This window comes from Streptacidiphilus sp. MAP12-33 (assembly GCF_041261265.1).
Classification (GTDB): domain Bacteria; phylum Actinomycetota; class Actinomycetes; order Streptomycetales; family Streptomycetaceae; genus Streptacidiphilus.
In genome coordinates, this window is record NZ_JBGCCA010000006.1 from 18,926 (window position 1) to 34,087 (window position 15,162).

At 72.7% G+C, this 15,162-nt stretch carries 12 protein-coding genes; 3 read left to right on the forward strand and 9 right to left on the reverse strand.

Features of this window, described 5'->3' with window-relative positions:
• Window positions 1-13: 13 nt before the first annotated feature.
• Together ABH931_RS08270 and rsmI are read right to left on the reverse strand one after the other, a co-directional pair.
• Window positions 14-439, reverse strand: a complete 426-nt coding sequence (locus ABH931_RS08270; RefSeq protein WP_370111392.1) for a hypothetical protein — start codon at window positions 437-439, stop codon at window positions 14-16.
• 226 nt (window positions 440-665) lie between these two features.
• Entirely contained in the window at window positions 666-1,511 is an 846-nt protein-coding gene (gene rsmI / locus ABH931_RS08275) for a 16S rRNA (cytidine(1402)-2'-O)-methyltransferase (RefSeq protein ID WP_370111393.1), read from the reverse strand.
• A 126-nt stretch (window positions 1,512-1,637) separates the two neighbouring features.
• Here rsmI and ABH931_RS08280 point away from each other — a divergent pair, with 126 nt between their 5' ends.
• Both ABH931_RS08280 and ABH931_RS08285 read left to right on the forward strand, forming a co-directional pair.
• A complete protein-coding gene (locus ABH931_RS08280) occupies window positions 1,638-3,449 on the forward strand; it encodes a dolichyl-phosphate-mannose--protein mannosyltransferase (RefSeq protein ID WP_370111394.1) in 1,812 nt (603 codons plus the stop codon).
• Window positions 3,450-3,549: 100 nt separating this feature from the next.
• On the forward strand, window positions 3,550-5,199 hold the full coding sequence (locus ABH931_RS08285) for a penicillin-binding transpeptidase domain-containing protein (protein ID WP_370111395.1): 1,650 nt from the start codon (window positions 3,550-3,552) through the stop codon (window positions 5,197-5,199).
• Window positions 5,200-5,259: 60 nt separating this feature from the next.
• On the opposite strand, the gene ABH931_RS08290 is transcribed toward ABH931_RS08285, so the two are convergent.
• The 5 genes from ABH931_RS08290 to ABH931_RS08310 form a co-directional block, all read right to left on the reverse strand.
• Window positions 5,260-6,813, reverse strand: a complete 1,554-nt coding sequence (locus ABH931_RS08290) for a N,N-dimethylformamidase beta subunit family domain-containing protein (RefSeq protein WP_370111397.1) — start codon at window positions 6,811-6,813, stop codon at window positions 5,260-5,262.
• A gap of 209 nt (window positions 6,814-7,022) precedes the next feature.
• Complete coding sequence (locus ABH931_RS08295) at window positions 7,023-8,555, reverse strand: glycosyltransferase 87 family protein (RefSeq protein WP_370111399.1); 1,533 nt, start codon at window positions 8,553-8,555, stop codon at window positions 7,023-7,025.
• Between the two features lie 118 nt (window positions 8,556-8,673).
• The gene (locus ABH931_RS08300; protein WP_370111670.1) at window positions 8,674-9,330 is read right to left on the reverse strand and encodes a response regulator; all 657 of its coding nucleotides are present in this window, start codon (window positions 9,328-9,330) and stop codon (window positions 8,674-8,676) included.
• A 62-nt stretch (window positions 9,331-9,392) separates the two neighbouring features.
• Window positions 9,393-10,814 carry a sensor histidine kinase gene (locus tag ABH931_RS08305; protein ID WP_370111403.1) on the reverse strand — a complete coding sequence of 474 codons (1,422 nt, stop codon included), beginning with the start codon at window positions 10,812-10,814 and terminating at the stop codon, window positions 9,393-9,395.
• A 46-nt stretch (window positions 10,815-10,860) separates the two neighbouring features.
• The gene (locus tag ABH931_RS08310) at window positions 10,861-11,031 is read right to left on the reverse strand and encodes a hypothetical protein (RefSeq protein WP_370111405.1); all 171 of its coding nucleotides are present in this window, start codon (window positions 11,029-11,031) and stop codon (window positions 10,861-10,863) included.
• A 265-nt stretch (window positions 11,032-11,296) separates the two neighbouring features.
• Between ABH931_RS08310 and ABH931_RS08315 the strand changes: the two genes are divergently transcribed.
• Window positions 11,297-12,628, forward strand: a complete 1,332-nt coding sequence (locus tag ABH931_RS08315; RefSeq protein ID WP_370111406.1) for a glycoside hydrolase family 18 protein — start codon at window positions 11,297-11,299, stop codon at window positions 12,626-12,628.
• Window positions 12,629-12,662: 34 nt separating this feature from the next.
• On the opposite strand, the gene ABH931_RS08320 is transcribed toward ABH931_RS08315, so the two are convergent.
• Both ABH931_RS08320 and rbsK read right to left on the reverse strand, forming a co-directional pair.
• Window positions 12,663-14,153, reverse strand: coding sequence for an APC family permease (locus tag ABH931_RS08320; RefSeq protein WP_370111408.1), 1,491 nt, complete (start codon window positions 14,151-14,153; stop codon window positions 12,663-12,665).
• 69 nt (window positions 14,154-14,222) lie between these two features.
• Window positions 14,223-15,125 (reverse strand): ribokinase, encoded by a 903-nt coding sequence (gene rbsK, locus ABH931_RS08325; protein ID WP_370111409.1) that lies wholly within the window; start codon window positions 15,123-15,125, stop codon window positions 14,223-14,225.
• Window positions 15,126-15,162: the final 37 nt, after the last annotated feature.

Sequence of the window (15,162 nt, forward strand, 5' to 3'; positions counted from 1 at the left end):
ACCACCGGGATCGTCACCGGGGGCGGCGGCTCCACCAGTGGCGCCGCGGCGCTTGGGGCGCGGTCGGCCGCACCTCTCCCTGGTCCTCCACGCGGCCCCCCGTGCTCTCGGCCATGTGTTCCGCCAGCAGGCGTGCCTCGCGCGTGTCCGGGTCGTAGAAGTGGCCGGCGTTCGCGTGGGCCACCCGCCCCGACTGCATGATCCGGACATGCGGGCCGCCGCACCCCGGGCAGGCCGGGTGCGTCAACGGCGACGCGACGGGGACGCCGTTGGCCTTGTAGCGGTAGACCATCTGGCCGTTGTAGTCGACGACGTGCTCGATCTCGTATGCCTGTTCCCAGACGAATCCGCAGTTCAGGCAGGCGAAGGAGTAGGCCTCGTGGGCCGGCTCCAGGGTCGGTCGGTTCGGTCGACGCGCGGGCGCGGAGGTTTCGCTCATGACGTGCTCCCAGTGCCCGGCGGGCGTCCGCCCGGAGCGGGACTTTCTCGTCCCCATGATTTCCCCGCCGCCCGCCCGGTCAGCGCGGCGACGGCATTTCTTTGGGGAGAGTTGGTTCTTCTTGGCGTCCCCGAGAGATGGCATGGGGATCACGAGGGCGCCTCTTTGTCCCTTATTTGCCTGTCCCGCCACCGTACGCCCCATTCGGCGGAAAGGTAAGCGCAGGTCAGGGTGCCGACTTCGCCGCCACCACCGCGTCGAAGACCTCGCGCTTGGGCAGGCCCGCCTCGACCGCAACCGCCGCGATCGCCTCCTTGCGGTGCTCTCCCGCGTCCACGCGCAGCGCGACCCGGCGGGCCAGCTCGGCCGCGTCCACGGCGGTCGGCGCGGCGGGCGGCGCCCCGGCGACCACGACGGTGATCTCCCCGCGCACGCCGTCCGCGGCCCAGGCGGCCAGCTCGCCCAGGGGCCCGCGCTTGACCTCCTCGTACGTCTTGGTCAGCTCACGGCAGACGGCGGCGTCCCGCTCGGCGCCGAAGGCCTCGGCCATCGCCTTGAGGGACTCCTCGATCCGGTGCGGGGACTCGAAGAAGACCATCGTGCGCGGCTCGGCGGCCAGCTCCCGCAGCCGGGCGCCGCGCTCGCCGCCCTTGCGCGGCAGGAAGCCCTCGAAGCAGAAACGGTCCACCGGCAGCCCCGACAGGGCCAGCGCGGTCAGCACGGCGGAGGGCCCCGGCACGGCCGTGATCCGCACGCCCGCCTCGACGGCCGCGGCGACCAGCCGGTACCCGGGGTCAGAGACGGACGGCATGCCCGCGTCCGTCACCAGCAGCACCCGGGCCCCGCCGAGCAGCGCCTCGACCAGTTCGGGGGTGCGGCCGACCTCGTTGCCCTCGAAGTAGGAGACGATCCGCCCGGTCGGCGCCACCCCCAGCGCCTGGGTGAGACGCCGCAGACGGCGCGTGTCCTCCGCGGCGATGACGTCCGCCTCGGCGAGCTCCTTCGCCAGCCTCGGCGGCGCGTCCTCGACGTCACCGATGGGGGTTCCAGCCAGCACGAGTAGACCTGTCACCCGCCCATTGTTCCGCACCGGGCCGGTCGCACGATCCAGGGGCGCGGGCCGACCCGGCCGAACTCACCGAGCGGAAGATCCTGTGGATCCTCTGGTGTGAACAGGATCGGCCCCTACGATGCTCGCGTGCATGAACACAGGACCGAGACGCTGACCGTCGACGCCACCGGGACCGGGACCGGCGCGAGCCGGACCGCGCGTGAACCGGTCTCGCCGTGGGCGCGCAGACTCGGCCGGTACGGGTACCGGCCGAGCGGGCACACGCCGCTCCGGGAGCGCCTGGTGCCGCCGATGCCGGACGGGCCCGGCGTGCCCACGGGCGCGCCCTCGCCGGTGCTCGCGCGGCTCGGCGTGCGGGTCCCGGACGGCCTGTGGCAGTTCGCCTGCCGCTGGGCGGGCTGGATCGGCCCGTTGTTCATCACGCTCTTCGCCGGTGTGCTGACGTTCTGGAAGCTCGGCACGCCGAACGCGATCATCTTCGACGAGACGTACTACGCCAAGGACGCCTGGTCGATCTGGCACTTCGGTTACGAGCGGAACTGGGCGGACAACGCCAACACGCTCATCATGCAGTCGCCGCAGCACATCCCCACCCCGACCGGTCCGGAGTTCATCGCGCACCCGCCGGCCGGCAAGTGGGTGATCGGACTGGGCGAGCAGATCTTCGGCCTGAACCCGTTCGGCTGGCGGTTCATGGTCGCGGTGCTGGGTACCCTCGCGGTGCTGATGGTCTGCCGGATCGGGCGCCGCCTGTTCCGCTCCACGCTGCTGGGCTGCGTCGCGGGTCTGCTGCTGAGCGTGGACGGCCTGCACTACGTGATGAGTCGCACCGGCCTGCTCGACCAGATGGTGATGTTCTGGGCCCTGTGCGCGTTCGGTCTGCTGCTGATCGACCGGGACCGCAGCCGGGCCCGCCTGGCCGACCTGGTCGGGGCCACCGCAGACAACCCCGACGCGCCCCCGGACCACGCCCGCGCCACCGCGGCGCGCCTGGGCTGGCGGCCGTACCGGCTGCTGGCGGGCGTGTGCCTGGGTCTGGACTGCGCGACCAAGTGGAACGGCTTGTGGTTCGTCGCCTTCTTCGGTGTCATGACGGTGCTCTGGGACGCGGCCGCCCGCAAGACGGCGGGCTCCCGGCGCCCCTACCTGACGGCGCTGCTGCACGACGCGCCGTGGGCGACCTTCTCGATGGTCGTCGTGGCGCTGCTGACGTACGTCGCCTCCTGGTCCGGCTGGCTGGCGACCTCCGGTGGGTACGACCGCAACTGGGCGGCCGGCCGCAAGGGCCTCTCCCCGGACTCGATCGGACCGCTGCACAACCTGCCGCAGTTCGACATGACGTGGGTGCCCGAGTCGTTGCGCAGCCTGTGGCACTACCACTCGGAGATCTGGGACTTCAACACCAACCTGCACACCCCGCACACCTACATGTCCAACCCGTGGAGCTGGTTGGTCAACGCGCGGCCGGTGTCCTTCTACTACGAGTCGCCGACGCTGGGGAAGAGCGGCTGCACGGTCGCGCAGTGCTCCAGCGAGGTGCTGGGCATCGGCACACCGCTGCTGTGGTGGACCGCGACCTTCGCGCTGCTGTACTGCCTGTACCGGTGGTTCTTCCGCCGGGACTGGCGCGCGGCGGCAATCTGCGTCGGTGTCGCGGCCGGGTACCTGCCGTGGTTCCAGTGGCAGCAGCGGACGATCTTCCTCTTCTACACGATCGACTTCGAGCCCTACCTCGCCCTCGCGGTGGCACTGATGATCGGTGCGATCCTCGGTCACGCCAGGGCGCGCGGGGACCGGCGCCTGCTCGGCGCGATCGGGGCGGGTGTCCTGATTCTCGCGATCATGGCGAATTTCCTCTATTTCCTCCCGCTCTACGACGCCCAGGTGATTCCGATCGACAGCTGGCGGGCCCGCATGTGGTGGCCCACCTGGATCTGATTCCGATAACGGATCCCTGAAATCCCTTCCTGCTCTGTGAACGCACACGTACCATCCGTGCGACGGACAGCTGGACTGAGCACTTCTCGGGGGCCGGAGCATGAACAAGGGCGCGAAGATCGCCGTCGCCGTGGTGGCGACGGCGATGGTGGCGGGCGGCGGGTACGCCGCTTTCAACATCGGCAGCGCGGTGCTGGGCGGCGGGCCGAGCGCGCCGCCGACGTTCAGCGCCGCACAGCTCTCGCCGACCCCGCCCAGCGCGACCGTCGCGCAGCAGCAGGCCACGATGTTCCTCCAGGCCTGGCAGGCCGGGCCCACCCACTACGCCGACGCGGGCAAGGCCTCCGACTCGCCGCTGAACACGCAGGCCGCGCTGCAGAAGTACCACGACGGCCTGGGCCTGACGGGCATCACCTTCTCGAACATCACCGCGGCCGGCGCCTCCAGCAACGACACGGCGGCCGAGCTCGTCAGCTACGACGTCTCGGCCCAGGTCAAGGGCGGCACCTGGACCTACAAGGGCTCCCTGACGGTGGTCCAGAGCACGAACGGCAAGACGGCCGTCAAGTGGGCGCCCACGGTGCTCTACCCCACTCTGCAGGACGGCCAGTCCCTCCAGGCGGGCCCGGTCCCGGCCGACGCCACGAGCGTCCAGGTGGTCGACGACAAGGGCAAGCCGCTGACGGCCGCCCAGTTCCCCTCGCTCGCGGACATCCTGAGCCAGCTGCGGACCAAGGGCGCGGGCCAGTCGAGCGGGACGACCGGCAGCGGCGTCGCGGTGCTCGACGCCTCCGGCATGGCGGTCAGCGCGGCCAAGGTGTTCACCGCCGGAACGCCGACCACGCTCAAGACCACCCTCGACGCGACGCTGCAGGCGGCGGCCGAGAAGGCGGTGCACGACCCCCACGCCCTCAACGCGTCCGGCGTCGTGGCCATCGACCACCACACCGGGCAGATCCGCGCGATCGCCTACAACGGGGACGCCGACCTGGCCATCAACGGGTACTCACCGCCCGGCTCCACCATGAAGATCATCACGGCGGCGACACTGATGGACCAGGCCGGACTGGGGCCGAGGACCTCGGCGAACTGCACGCCCACCGTCCAGATCTTCGGGCAGATCTTCCACAACGTGGACGGCGAGCAGGCGTCCGGCTCGGACATGCAGGACGCCTTCGCGATGTCCTGCAACACCGCCTTCATCCGCCTGCTCGACAACGCCTGGGGCAAGAACACCCAGCCGCACCTGGACTCGCTCAGCCAGGAGGCCGCGAACGTCTTCGGCATCGGCTCCTGGCACATCGGCGTCGCCACCCAGGACCCCGCGATCCCGGCCGCCGCCGACCGCAACCACCTCGCCGCGGACGCGATCGGCCAGGGCGACGTCCTGGTCAGCCCCCTGGTGATGGCCTCCGTCGGCGCGACCGTCGCGCATGGCGGCTTCCTGCAGCCGATCCTCGTCCCGGGCCTGCCCCAGCAGCCGGCCGCCCAGGCCATCAGCCCCCAGACCGCGAGCAACCTGCGGCAGATGATGGTCGACACGGCCCAGAGCGGCACCGCCGCGCCGCGCACCGGCGGCATGAGCGGCGTCGGCGCCAAGACCGGCACCGCCGAGGTGCAGGACGGCACCAACGGCTGGTTCGTCGCCTTCGATGACAACATCTCCGTCGCTGCCGAGGTCGTCGGCGGCACCAAGGGCGTCGACTCGGCCGGCTACGTCGTCGCGGACCTGCTCAACGCGGACCGCTGACGCCGGCTGCTGACCGCTGACGCCGCCTGGTGACCGCCGCCACCGCCTGGTGGGCCCGGCTCAGCCGTAGACCGCCTGCACGTTGTCCTTCGGCCCCGGCCGGTGGTTCGCCACCGGTCCGAGGGCGAAGGCGTTCAGCAGGTTCTCCGTCGTCCGGGTGACGAAGGCGGCCGTGCGGGCGTCCATGCCGTGGTCGCCGCCGTCGTCGCGGCCTCCGGCCATCAGGCCCTCGACCCAGCGCATCGTGCCGGAGGCGAAGACCCCGGCGCCGCTGCGGGCGGTGTAGTAGGCCGTGTCGGAGTGGCTGTGGTTGCCGTTGCAGACCAGCGGCGAGTGGGCCAGGATCTCGATCGGCCGCGGCGTCGGCGCACCCGGGGTGACCCGGTCGTACTCGACGCCGACCAGGTGCGCGAACGAGTCGCCCGCGCGCACGCCTGTGCCCTCGAAAAGCCAGTGGTCGGGTGTGTGCACGACGTACGGCGCGTCGGTCGGGTAGCCCTCGTAGAAGACCCCCGTCATCGACGACTCCGGGTCCGCCGCCGGGCCGGAACGGAAGTCCGTGGTGGTCAGCGCCCGGTCCTGCATGTAGGCGGGGTCGTCGCGGTAGTCCGTCTTGTAGCAGACCACGGTGCGGCCGTCGTCCTCGACCCGGATCCGGCGGAAGCAGGTGTTCGCACCCAGGAAGGCGATGTTGGTGCCCGTGTCGCGGGCCTTGGTGACGGACTTGCGCTGCTGCGGGGTCCAGTACTCGTCGTGCCCGAGCGACATCACGGCGGTCGCGCCGCCGAGCACGGACGGGTCGGTGTGCACGTCGATCCCCGTCGTGTAGGCCAGCGGCAGGCCGAGCCGCTCGGCGAGGACCACCAGGGCGCGCTCGTAGACGAGGAACTTCTCCGCCCCCTCGTCGGCGTAGGGCCGGTCGAAGGAGACCTTCAGCGCCCTGCTGCCGTAGCTGCCGTTCACACCCTGGTAGAGGCTGGTGCCGCCCCAGGTGTTGTAGGCCTGCCAGGTCGCCGTGCCGTGCATCACCAGCACCCGCCCACCCGCCTGCTGTGAACGCAGGATCAGCGGCACCCACCGCTGACTGCCGTTCACAGCGTCGAGGCGCAGCAGGTACGCGCCCTCGGGCCAGTCGCGGGTGTCGAGCGCGAGCGTCGGCCGCCAGCCCGTCCGCACGGTCCGCGTGGACGGCTCGATCACCGCGGCGGCCTGCCGCGTGCCGGTGACCCGCTGCGAGCGCCACACGAGGCGGGCCTGCGCGCCGCCGTACCAGCCGACCCGGTAGGCGGAGACCGTGAACGCCGGGGCCGTCGTCGAGACGTGCAGGGCGAGCGGCTCGCCAGGCCGGGCGGAGGCGCGGTCGGTGTAGCCCTCGATGTCCTCCGGCGCGCCCAGCCTGGTGATCCGCCAGTCGGTGGCGCCCGGCTTGGCGTTCTCGGCGAGCGTGGCGGCGGACTGGACGCCGGTCGGCGCGGGCGTGGCGCCGGTCCCGTCGGCGCGATGCGTGCCGGCGGGGGTGGCGACCCCACCCGACTCGCACCCGGCCAGGCCGGACCCCACGCCGACGACGGCTCCTGCGACCGCCGCCGCGCCCAGGACCCCACGACGTGTCACCCCGCGTCCCGTGCCGCGCTCCACCCGTACCGCCCTCCTCCGCCGTCCCCCCGTGGGTCGTCATCGAACGACATTACGCGCAGGCAACGGCACGGCCACCCGGGGCCGGGCAGCCGGGGCAGGGCGCACGGGAAGCGCGGACGCGCAGGCGGGCGCCCCTGCCGCCGCACGCGCGGCAGGGCGTCACGGTGCATCACCGTCACACGGTGTCAGTGCGCCGCCCCGCTCGGGGCCCGACCGGCCTGGTCAGCGAGGTCCTCGGCGTCGAGGCCGTCCAGCGCGGCCAGCTCGTCCAGCTCGTCGCCCACCGCCGGTTGGTGGGACCCGTCGTCCCGGCCGGCCTGGTCCGCCCCGTCCGCCCCGTCTGGCCCCTCGGGGGCGGCGGCCGGTGGCACCGGGAGTGCGGGGCCGGCCTGGCCGTGCGTTCCCGCGGGCGCCGGATCCTCGACCGCGCTGCTCGCGACGAGCACCGGCGCGGCCGTCGACCGTTCGGCCCGCAGGGCCAGCCGCGGCCACAGCACGAGCAGCACCGGCAGCTGCAGGTAGCCGAACCGCCCGGCCGGAGCGAGCAGGAAGGCGAGCGCGACGCCCAGCGCGAGCCGGTCGCAGGCCGCGCGCGCGTCGCGCGGCGGGCGGGCCACCAGCCAGACGCAGACGGCCAGCCCGCTCAGCGCGAACAGCACCAGCGAGGCCGTCCGCCCGGCGGGACCCAGCTGGGCGAGGATGTGACCGGGGAGTGGGCTGCCGGCGGGTGTCTTCACCGTCGAGAGCCCGAGCGGGAAGCGGACCACCTGCTCCAGCATCGCCTGCGGGGCCGCCAGAGCGAACGGCACCACCAGCGCCCCACCGACCAGTCCCGACCAGAGCAGTCCGCGCAGGGCCGCACGGCGGCCGCCGATCTGAAGGAGCAGCAGCAGCGCGACGGGCACAGCCGGCCACGCCGTCCACTTGAGCGCGCAGACGAGCCCCAGCACGATCCCCGCCCGCGCGGCATTGCCCCGACCGGCGAGCGCCAGGGCCAGGATGCAGCCGCCGATCATCGGCAGGTCCACCCCGCTCACCGCCGCGGGCAACGCGACCAGCGGCGACGCCACGACCGCCGCCAGCGGCACGGCCAGCGGGCCACCGCGCAGCAGGCGCCAGGCCAGGACGAGGCAGACCAGGAACGCCAGCAGGAACCAGATGCGCGCGTCGCCGAGGACGGCCGGCAGCACCAGGTGCGGGAAGCCGAACAGCGTCATCCCCGGCAGATACGGTGTGTACCCGGTCCAGTTGACGGGGTGCGGCACGTAGGGGCTGCCCGTGTGAACGAGCCGCACCGCCGACTGCTGCACGACGAAGACCTCGGACTGCGCCTGCCCCTGCACCAGCAGCAGCACCAACGGCACCAGCACGGCTCCGAGCAGCGCTACGGCCACCGCCACGCGCATCGGGCGGGCCAGGGCCCGTGCGTCACCGGCGCGTCCACGTGGGAGCAGCCCCGCCGCGAGCGCGGCCAGCAGGTACCCCGCGGCCGCCGACCACCCCCAGGCGCGCTGCGAGGCGAGGTTCGAGATCAGCGGAAAACCGAAGGCCCACCCGGCGCAGCCGAGTGCCCCGAGCACCCAGGGCGCACGCCGGTGTTCGCCGGCCACGCCCGGTCCGAGCAGCCCCGCACCGAGCTGCTCGACACGCTGGCGCGGCAGCAGCAGACGCGCGGCGGCTCGCCGTGCCTCCCCCGAACGGGCATGAGTCGTCGTCACGCTGCCACATTAGGAACAGCCACCCCGGCCTGTCGTCACACTCCAGGGTTGTTCACCCATCCTTCCCCGGTAGGGGGCACACGCATGGTCGGGCACGCTGGGTGACCGGCGGCTCGCCTCACTCGCCCCCGGCGAGCCCGTGCTCGTAGGCGAAGACGACGGCCTGGGTGCGGTCGCGCAGCTCCAGCTTGGCCAGGATGCGGCCGACGTGCGTCTTGATGGTCTGCTCGGACAGGACCAGCTCGTCGGCGATCTCCGAGTTCGACAGCCCGCGGGCCACCTGCCGCAGCACGTCCAGCTCGCGTGCGGTCAGGCTGCCCACCGCCTCGGGCCGCAGGTTTCCGGCGCGCCGGCGGCGGGCCACGTCGGCGATCAGGCGCCGGGTCACCGAGGGTGCCAGCAGCGCCTGCCCCGCCGCGATCACGCGGACCGCGTTGATCAGGTCCCGGGCGGGGGCGTCCTTGAGCAGGAAGCCACTGGCCCCCCGCGCGAGCGCCTCGTACACGTATTCGTCGAGGTCGAAGGTGGTCAGGATGAGGACGCGCGGCCCCAGCTCGCCACCGGCGTCCACGATCGCGCCCGTCGCGGTGAGCCCGTCCATGCCCGGCATCCGGACGTCCATCACCACCACGTCCGGCGTGAGCTCCCGGGCCAGCTGGATGGCCTTGACCCCGTCGCCGGCCTCACCGACCAGCGCGATGTCGGGTGCGCTGGACAGCAGTGCGCCGAGCCCGTCGCGGACCATCTCCTGGTCGTCCACCAGGAGCACCCGGATCGTCTCCTGCGTGAGCGCGCCCTGTGCAGGTTCGGCCGCTCCGGCCGGCTCCGCCGCCTGTGTCACCCTTCCCCCTGTCCCTTCGGCTGCCCGTCGGCCGACCCGATCGGCCGGTCGTCCGGCGACACGGTCGGGGCGCCGAGTGCGCCGGGCCCGCTCATGCCGATCGTGGTCGATTCTCCCTGTGCTTCGCGCGTTCGGACACGCGGCCCGTCCGTCGGCAGCCAGGCTGTCACCGTGAAGCCCCCGCCCTGGCTCAGCCCGGCCCGCAGGGTGCCGCCCAGCAGCGCGGCGCGTTCACGCATCCCGGTGAGCCCGTGTCCGCCGGTCCCGCCGGGCGGCAGCGGCACCCGGCGGCTGCCCGGGCTGCCGTCGTCGACGACCTCCACCCGCACCCCGCCCGCGGAGCGCTCCACCTCGATGGCGACGTGGGCGCCCGGCGCGTGGCGGCCGGCGTTGCTCAGCGCCTCCTGGACGATCCGGTAGACGGAGACGTCCACGACCGAGGGGACCCGCTCGGGTCCGCCGGTCAGTGTCAGGTCCACCTGCATCCCGGCGCTGCGCGCGGCCCGCACCATGTCCGGGATCCTGTCGATTCCGGGCTGCGGCGCGCGTTCGGGGCCCTCGTCCTCCTCGCGCAGCAGCCCGATGACGCGGCGCATCTCGGTGAGCGCGGTCGTCGAGGCCTCACGGATCGCCGTGAACGTGCGGCGGGTCTGCTCGGGCAGGCCCGGCTCCTTGTACGGGGCGGCCTCGGCCTGGATCGCGATCATCGACATGTGGTGGGCGACGACGTCGTGGAGTTCACGGGCGATCCGGCTGCGCTCCTCCAGCACTGCCTGCCGGGCGAGCCCGGCCCGGCGCTGCTGCTCGGCCTCCTCCAGATGCCGCTCGGCCTCCAGGCGGGAGTGGATCGACTCGCCGAGCACCAGCACCAGCGTCACCGCCACGACGCCGACCCCGAGCACGACGGGCGGCAGGGCGACGAGCAGCAGTGCGGGAAGGAACACGGCGCCCGCGGTCAGCAGGTCGACGCCGATGGCGATGTCCCGGCCGTAGCGTTGCGCGGTCACGAAGACCAGCAGCACGAACGCGATGCAGGAGCTGACCGGCCAGGGCCAGAACGGCGTCGGAGCATGGCCGACCTCGGCGAACGTCGCCAGGGTCAGGCCGAGCGCGCTGAGCCGCCAGGCGGCCAGCGGCCGCGAGACGACCAGCAGCAGCGGCAGCGCCTGGAGCGCGGCGAGGGCCCAGGCCAGGCTGCCCGGCACCAGCTGCACGAGCTGCTGGTCGGCTGTGGCCGCGAGCACCAGCACGGCGACGAGTCCGATCACGCCGAGCAGCACCTGGGCGGGCCGCCCGAGCCTCGGCGCGAACGGCACGTGCCGGTCCGGCGCCGCCCAGGCGGCATCCCACAGCAGCCGCGCGACGCGGCAGGCCCGCTCCCACGCGCGGCTCACAGCGTTTCGCAGTGCGCTCCCCATGACGGGGCCAGCGTAGTGCGCCCACAGCCTGTGGACATCCGGGACATCAGGGGGTGGGCCCGGCGAGGTCCCCGCTGTGAACTCGGTTCAGCACGATCGAGGCCGTGTGCCCGGCCTGGCTCGCGTCCCAGGGGTTGCTGGGCACGCCGCCCTTCGGGTCGCTCGGCAACGTGCCGGGCCAGAGCTTGCCGAGGCCGTGGCCGACGGACGTGTCCACGCGCACCTGCAAGGCGAACCGGGCCGCCCGGCCGGGCGCCATCACCGCAGGAGTACCGCACTCGTAGCGCGCGGGCCACACGGTCCCCGTCGACGGGCGCCCGGCCCGCAAGGCACCGCAGGGCCATTGACCCTTCGGCAGATTGGCCTATACCTTCCCTCTCATTGGTCTATGCCAATGCTCAGACCTCCCCCGCGCCAGTGAGATGCCCGCGTCCGCGCCGGGCGTCCCGGTACCGCCCGAGGCATTCCGTCGAGGAGAGTCCATGCCAGCGTTCCGCCGTGCCGCCCTTCGCCGTACCGCCGTCGCCGCGGCGACGGCGGCCTGCGCCGCCGCACTGATCGGCAGCACGCCCGCCCACGCCGCCGCCCCCGCCTTCGACGGCGGCGGCCACGGTCACAACCAGAAGCAGCTCATCGGCTACTTCACCCAGTGGGGCATCTACTCCGGCAACTTCGAGAAGAACCTGATCAGCACCGGAGAGATCAGCCACCTCACCGAGCTGGACTACGCGTTCAGCAACATCTCCGCCGACGGCCTCTGCGCCAGCGGCGACAGCTGGGCCGACTACCAGCGCCCCTTCGCCGCCACCGAGTCCGTGAACGGACAGGCCGACGCCGCCGGCCAGGCGCTGCTCGGCAACTTCAACCAGCTGCGCGAACTGAAGGCCCAGTACCCGCACCTGAAGATCGTGATGTCCATCGGCGGCTGGTCCTGGTCCGGCCAGTTCTCCCAGGTCGCCTCGACCGACGCGGCCCGGCAGAAGTTCGTCGCCTCCTGCGTGGACCAGTACCTCAAGGGCGACCTCCCCGGCCTGCCCGCGGGCGCCGCCGCCGGGATCTTCGACGGCTTCGCCATCGACTGGGAGTACCCGGGCATGCCCGGCAACGGCAACCCCTACGGCCCCCAGGACACGCCCAACTACACGGCGCTGATGCGGGAGTTCCGCAAGCAGCTGGACGCGGCGGGCGACGCGAGCGGCGAGCGCTACCTGCTCACCGCCAACACCTCGGCCAGCCCGGTCGCCGCCGCCAAGCTCCAGCTGGCTCAGCTGGCCAAGGTCGTGGACTGGTTCAACGTCATGACCTTCGACTACCACGGCAGCTGGGAAGCGGCCGGTCCGACCGACCTCTCCTCGGCGCTGCACCAGGACCCGCGCGACCCCAACCCGGCCGACAACCAGTTCAGCATCGACCAGGCCGTGCGGTACTACGAGCAGCACGGCGTGAAGCCGAGCAAGATCGGCCTGGCGGTGCCCTACTACGCCCACACGTGGACCGGTGTCGCGCCCGGCCCGCGCGGCGACGGCCTGTTCCAGACGGCGACCGCGGGCGGCGGCACGCCGAACTACAACCAGGTCGTCACCGCCCCCGGCCAGACGTACTGGGACCCGATCGCCAAGGAGCCCTACAAGTACGACGCGGCCAGCGGCACGTTCTACACCTACGACAACCCGCTGTCCCTCTGGTACAAGGGCCAGTACATCAAGGAGCAGGGGCTGCGCGGCACCTTCGTGTGGTCGATGGACGGGGACACCTCCGACGGCAGCCTGACCGCCGCGCTCGGCGACGCCCTCGGCACCGGCCCGAACGGCTGATCCGCCCCCTCCCACGGATCTGCGAGCACATGCCTCACGGCCGCGCGCGGCGCGGATCGGCCTCGGGCCGTTCCGCGCCGCGCAGGCGTGAGTGCCGCAGGCTGTAACCGAAGTAGACGAAGGCCGCCCCGGTCAGCCAGGCGGCGAAGAAGCCGAACGTCAGCGGGTGCAGACCGGAGATGACGTACCCGCAGGCCGCGATCGACAGCAGCGGCGTGACCGGGAAGCCGGGCACCTTGAAGCCGCGCGGCATGTCCGGGTGGGTGCGGCGCAGCACCATCACCCCGACGGACACCACCGAGAAGGCCACCAGGGTGCCGAGGCTGGTCAGGTCGGCCAGCACGTCCAGCGGCACGAAGCCCGCGAGCAGCGCCACGCCGACGCTGACGACCACCGTGTTCCAGATGGGCGTCCCGGTCCGCTCCGAGACCGTGGCGAAGGCCGGCGGCAGCATGCCGTCGCGGCCCATCGTGTAGAGGATGCGGGTCTGGCCGTAGATGACGACCAGGGTCACGCTGAAGATGGAGACGATCGCCCCCAGCGCGAACATGATGGAGGGCCAGGTCTGGCCGGTCACGTCGCGCAGGATCTGCGCGAGCCCGGCCTGCTGCCCGGCGAACTTCGTCCACGACTGCGCGCCGACCGCGGCCAGGGCGACGGCGATGTACAGCGCGGTCACCACCACCAGCGCGATGAGGATCGCCCGCGGCAGGGTGCGGTGGGGGTCGCGCACCTCCTCACCGGCCGTCGACACCGCGTCCAGGCCGATGAAGGAGAAGAAGATGCTGGACGCCGCGGTGCCGATGCCGGAGAAGCCGAGCGGCGCGAACGGCTTGAGGTTGTCCGCCTGGAACCCTGTGAACGCGATACACACGAAGAGCACCAGGACGACGATCTTCACACCCACCATGACCGCGTTGAGCGTGGCCGACTCCTTCGTGCCGCGCACCAGCAGCAGGCAGCACAGCGTCACCAGGACCATGGCGGGGACGTTCACATAGCCGCCGTCACCGGGCGGCTGGGCGATGGCGTTCGGGAGTGTGAACCCGAAGGCGTCGCTGAAGAACTCGTTGAGGTACTGCCCCCAGCCGACGGAGACCGCGGACGCCGAGACGCCGTACTCCAGCAGCAGGCAGGCGCCGACACCGAACGCCACGATCTCGCCGAGCGTGGCGTAGGCGTAGGAGTACGAGGAACCGGAGACCGGGATGGCCGAGGCCAGTTCGGCGTAGCAGAGCGCGGTGAGCCCCGCCGTGACCGCCGCGATCACGAAGGAGACCACGACCGCGGGACCGGCCTCCGGCACGGAGGTGTTGAGGACGAAGAAGATGCCGGTGCCGACCGTCGCGCCGATGCCGATCGCCGAGAGCTGGACCAGCCCGATCGAGCGCTTGAGGTGCAGGCCGCTCGCCACGGGCGTGCCCGGCGGCGGCGCCTCGATGTCCCCGCTGCTCTCGGCGATGAGCCGGGCGACGGGCTTGCGGCGCAGCAGCTGCCGCACGAGCGGGGCGTCGGGGGCGGTCATGTGACGTATCGTCGCATGCGAAATGGGCAAATCGGACTATTTGCCGACGGCCTCGCCTCGTCCCCGGTGTCACTCCCCCAGGGCCCGGGCGACCTCCGCGCGCGTCGGGAGGGAGGGCTGGGCCCCGGGCAGGGTCGTGCTGAGCGCGGCGGCGACGTTCGCCCGCCGGACCGCCTCGTGCAGGCCGTGCCCGTCGACGAGGCCGAAGGCCAGGGCGCCGCAGAAGGCGTCGCCCGCCGCCGTCGTGTCGAGCGGCGTGACCCGGTGCGGCGGGACGAGGACGACCGCCCCGTCCTCGCACAGCAGCGCCCCGTCCGCGCCGAGGGTGACCACGACGGCCCCCGGGCCGCGCAACTGCCGGGTCGCGTCCGCGACGGCGTGCAGGTCGGGGAGCGGGTGGCCGACGAGGCTCGCGAGCTCCTCACGATTGGGCACCAGCAGGTCGACCATGTGCAGCAGGTCGAGGGTGAGCTCGCGGGCGGGAGCGGGATTGAGCAGCACCGTGCCGCCGGCGAGCCGTGCGGCGGCCGCGACGGTCTCGGCCGGCACCTCGTGCTGGAGCATGGTGACGTCCGCGTCGCGGAGCAGCGCTCCCTCCGAGGCGCAGTGCTCCGGGGAGAGAGCGGTGTTCGCGCCGGGGCTCACGATGATCGAGTTCTCGCCGGTGGTGTGGTCGACCGCGATCAGCGCCCGCCCCGTCGGCAGGCCGTCGACGGGCAGGACGCGCGTGGCGTCCACACCCTCCAGTTCCAGCACCCGTCGCAGCCGGGCGCCCGCGTCGTCCGCGCCGACCCGGCCCAGCATCGCCACCGAGGCACCCAGCCGTGCCGCGGCGACCGCCTGGTTGGCCCCCTTGCCGCCGGGATGCTCGGCCAGGTCCCCGCCCAGCACGGTCTCGCCCGGTCGCGGATGCTTCGGCACCGGCACGACCAGATCGAGGTTGATGCTCCCGACGACTGCGATCTTCGGCATGCCGTCCACCCTAGGGCCTGATCGCGGCCTCCGGCCT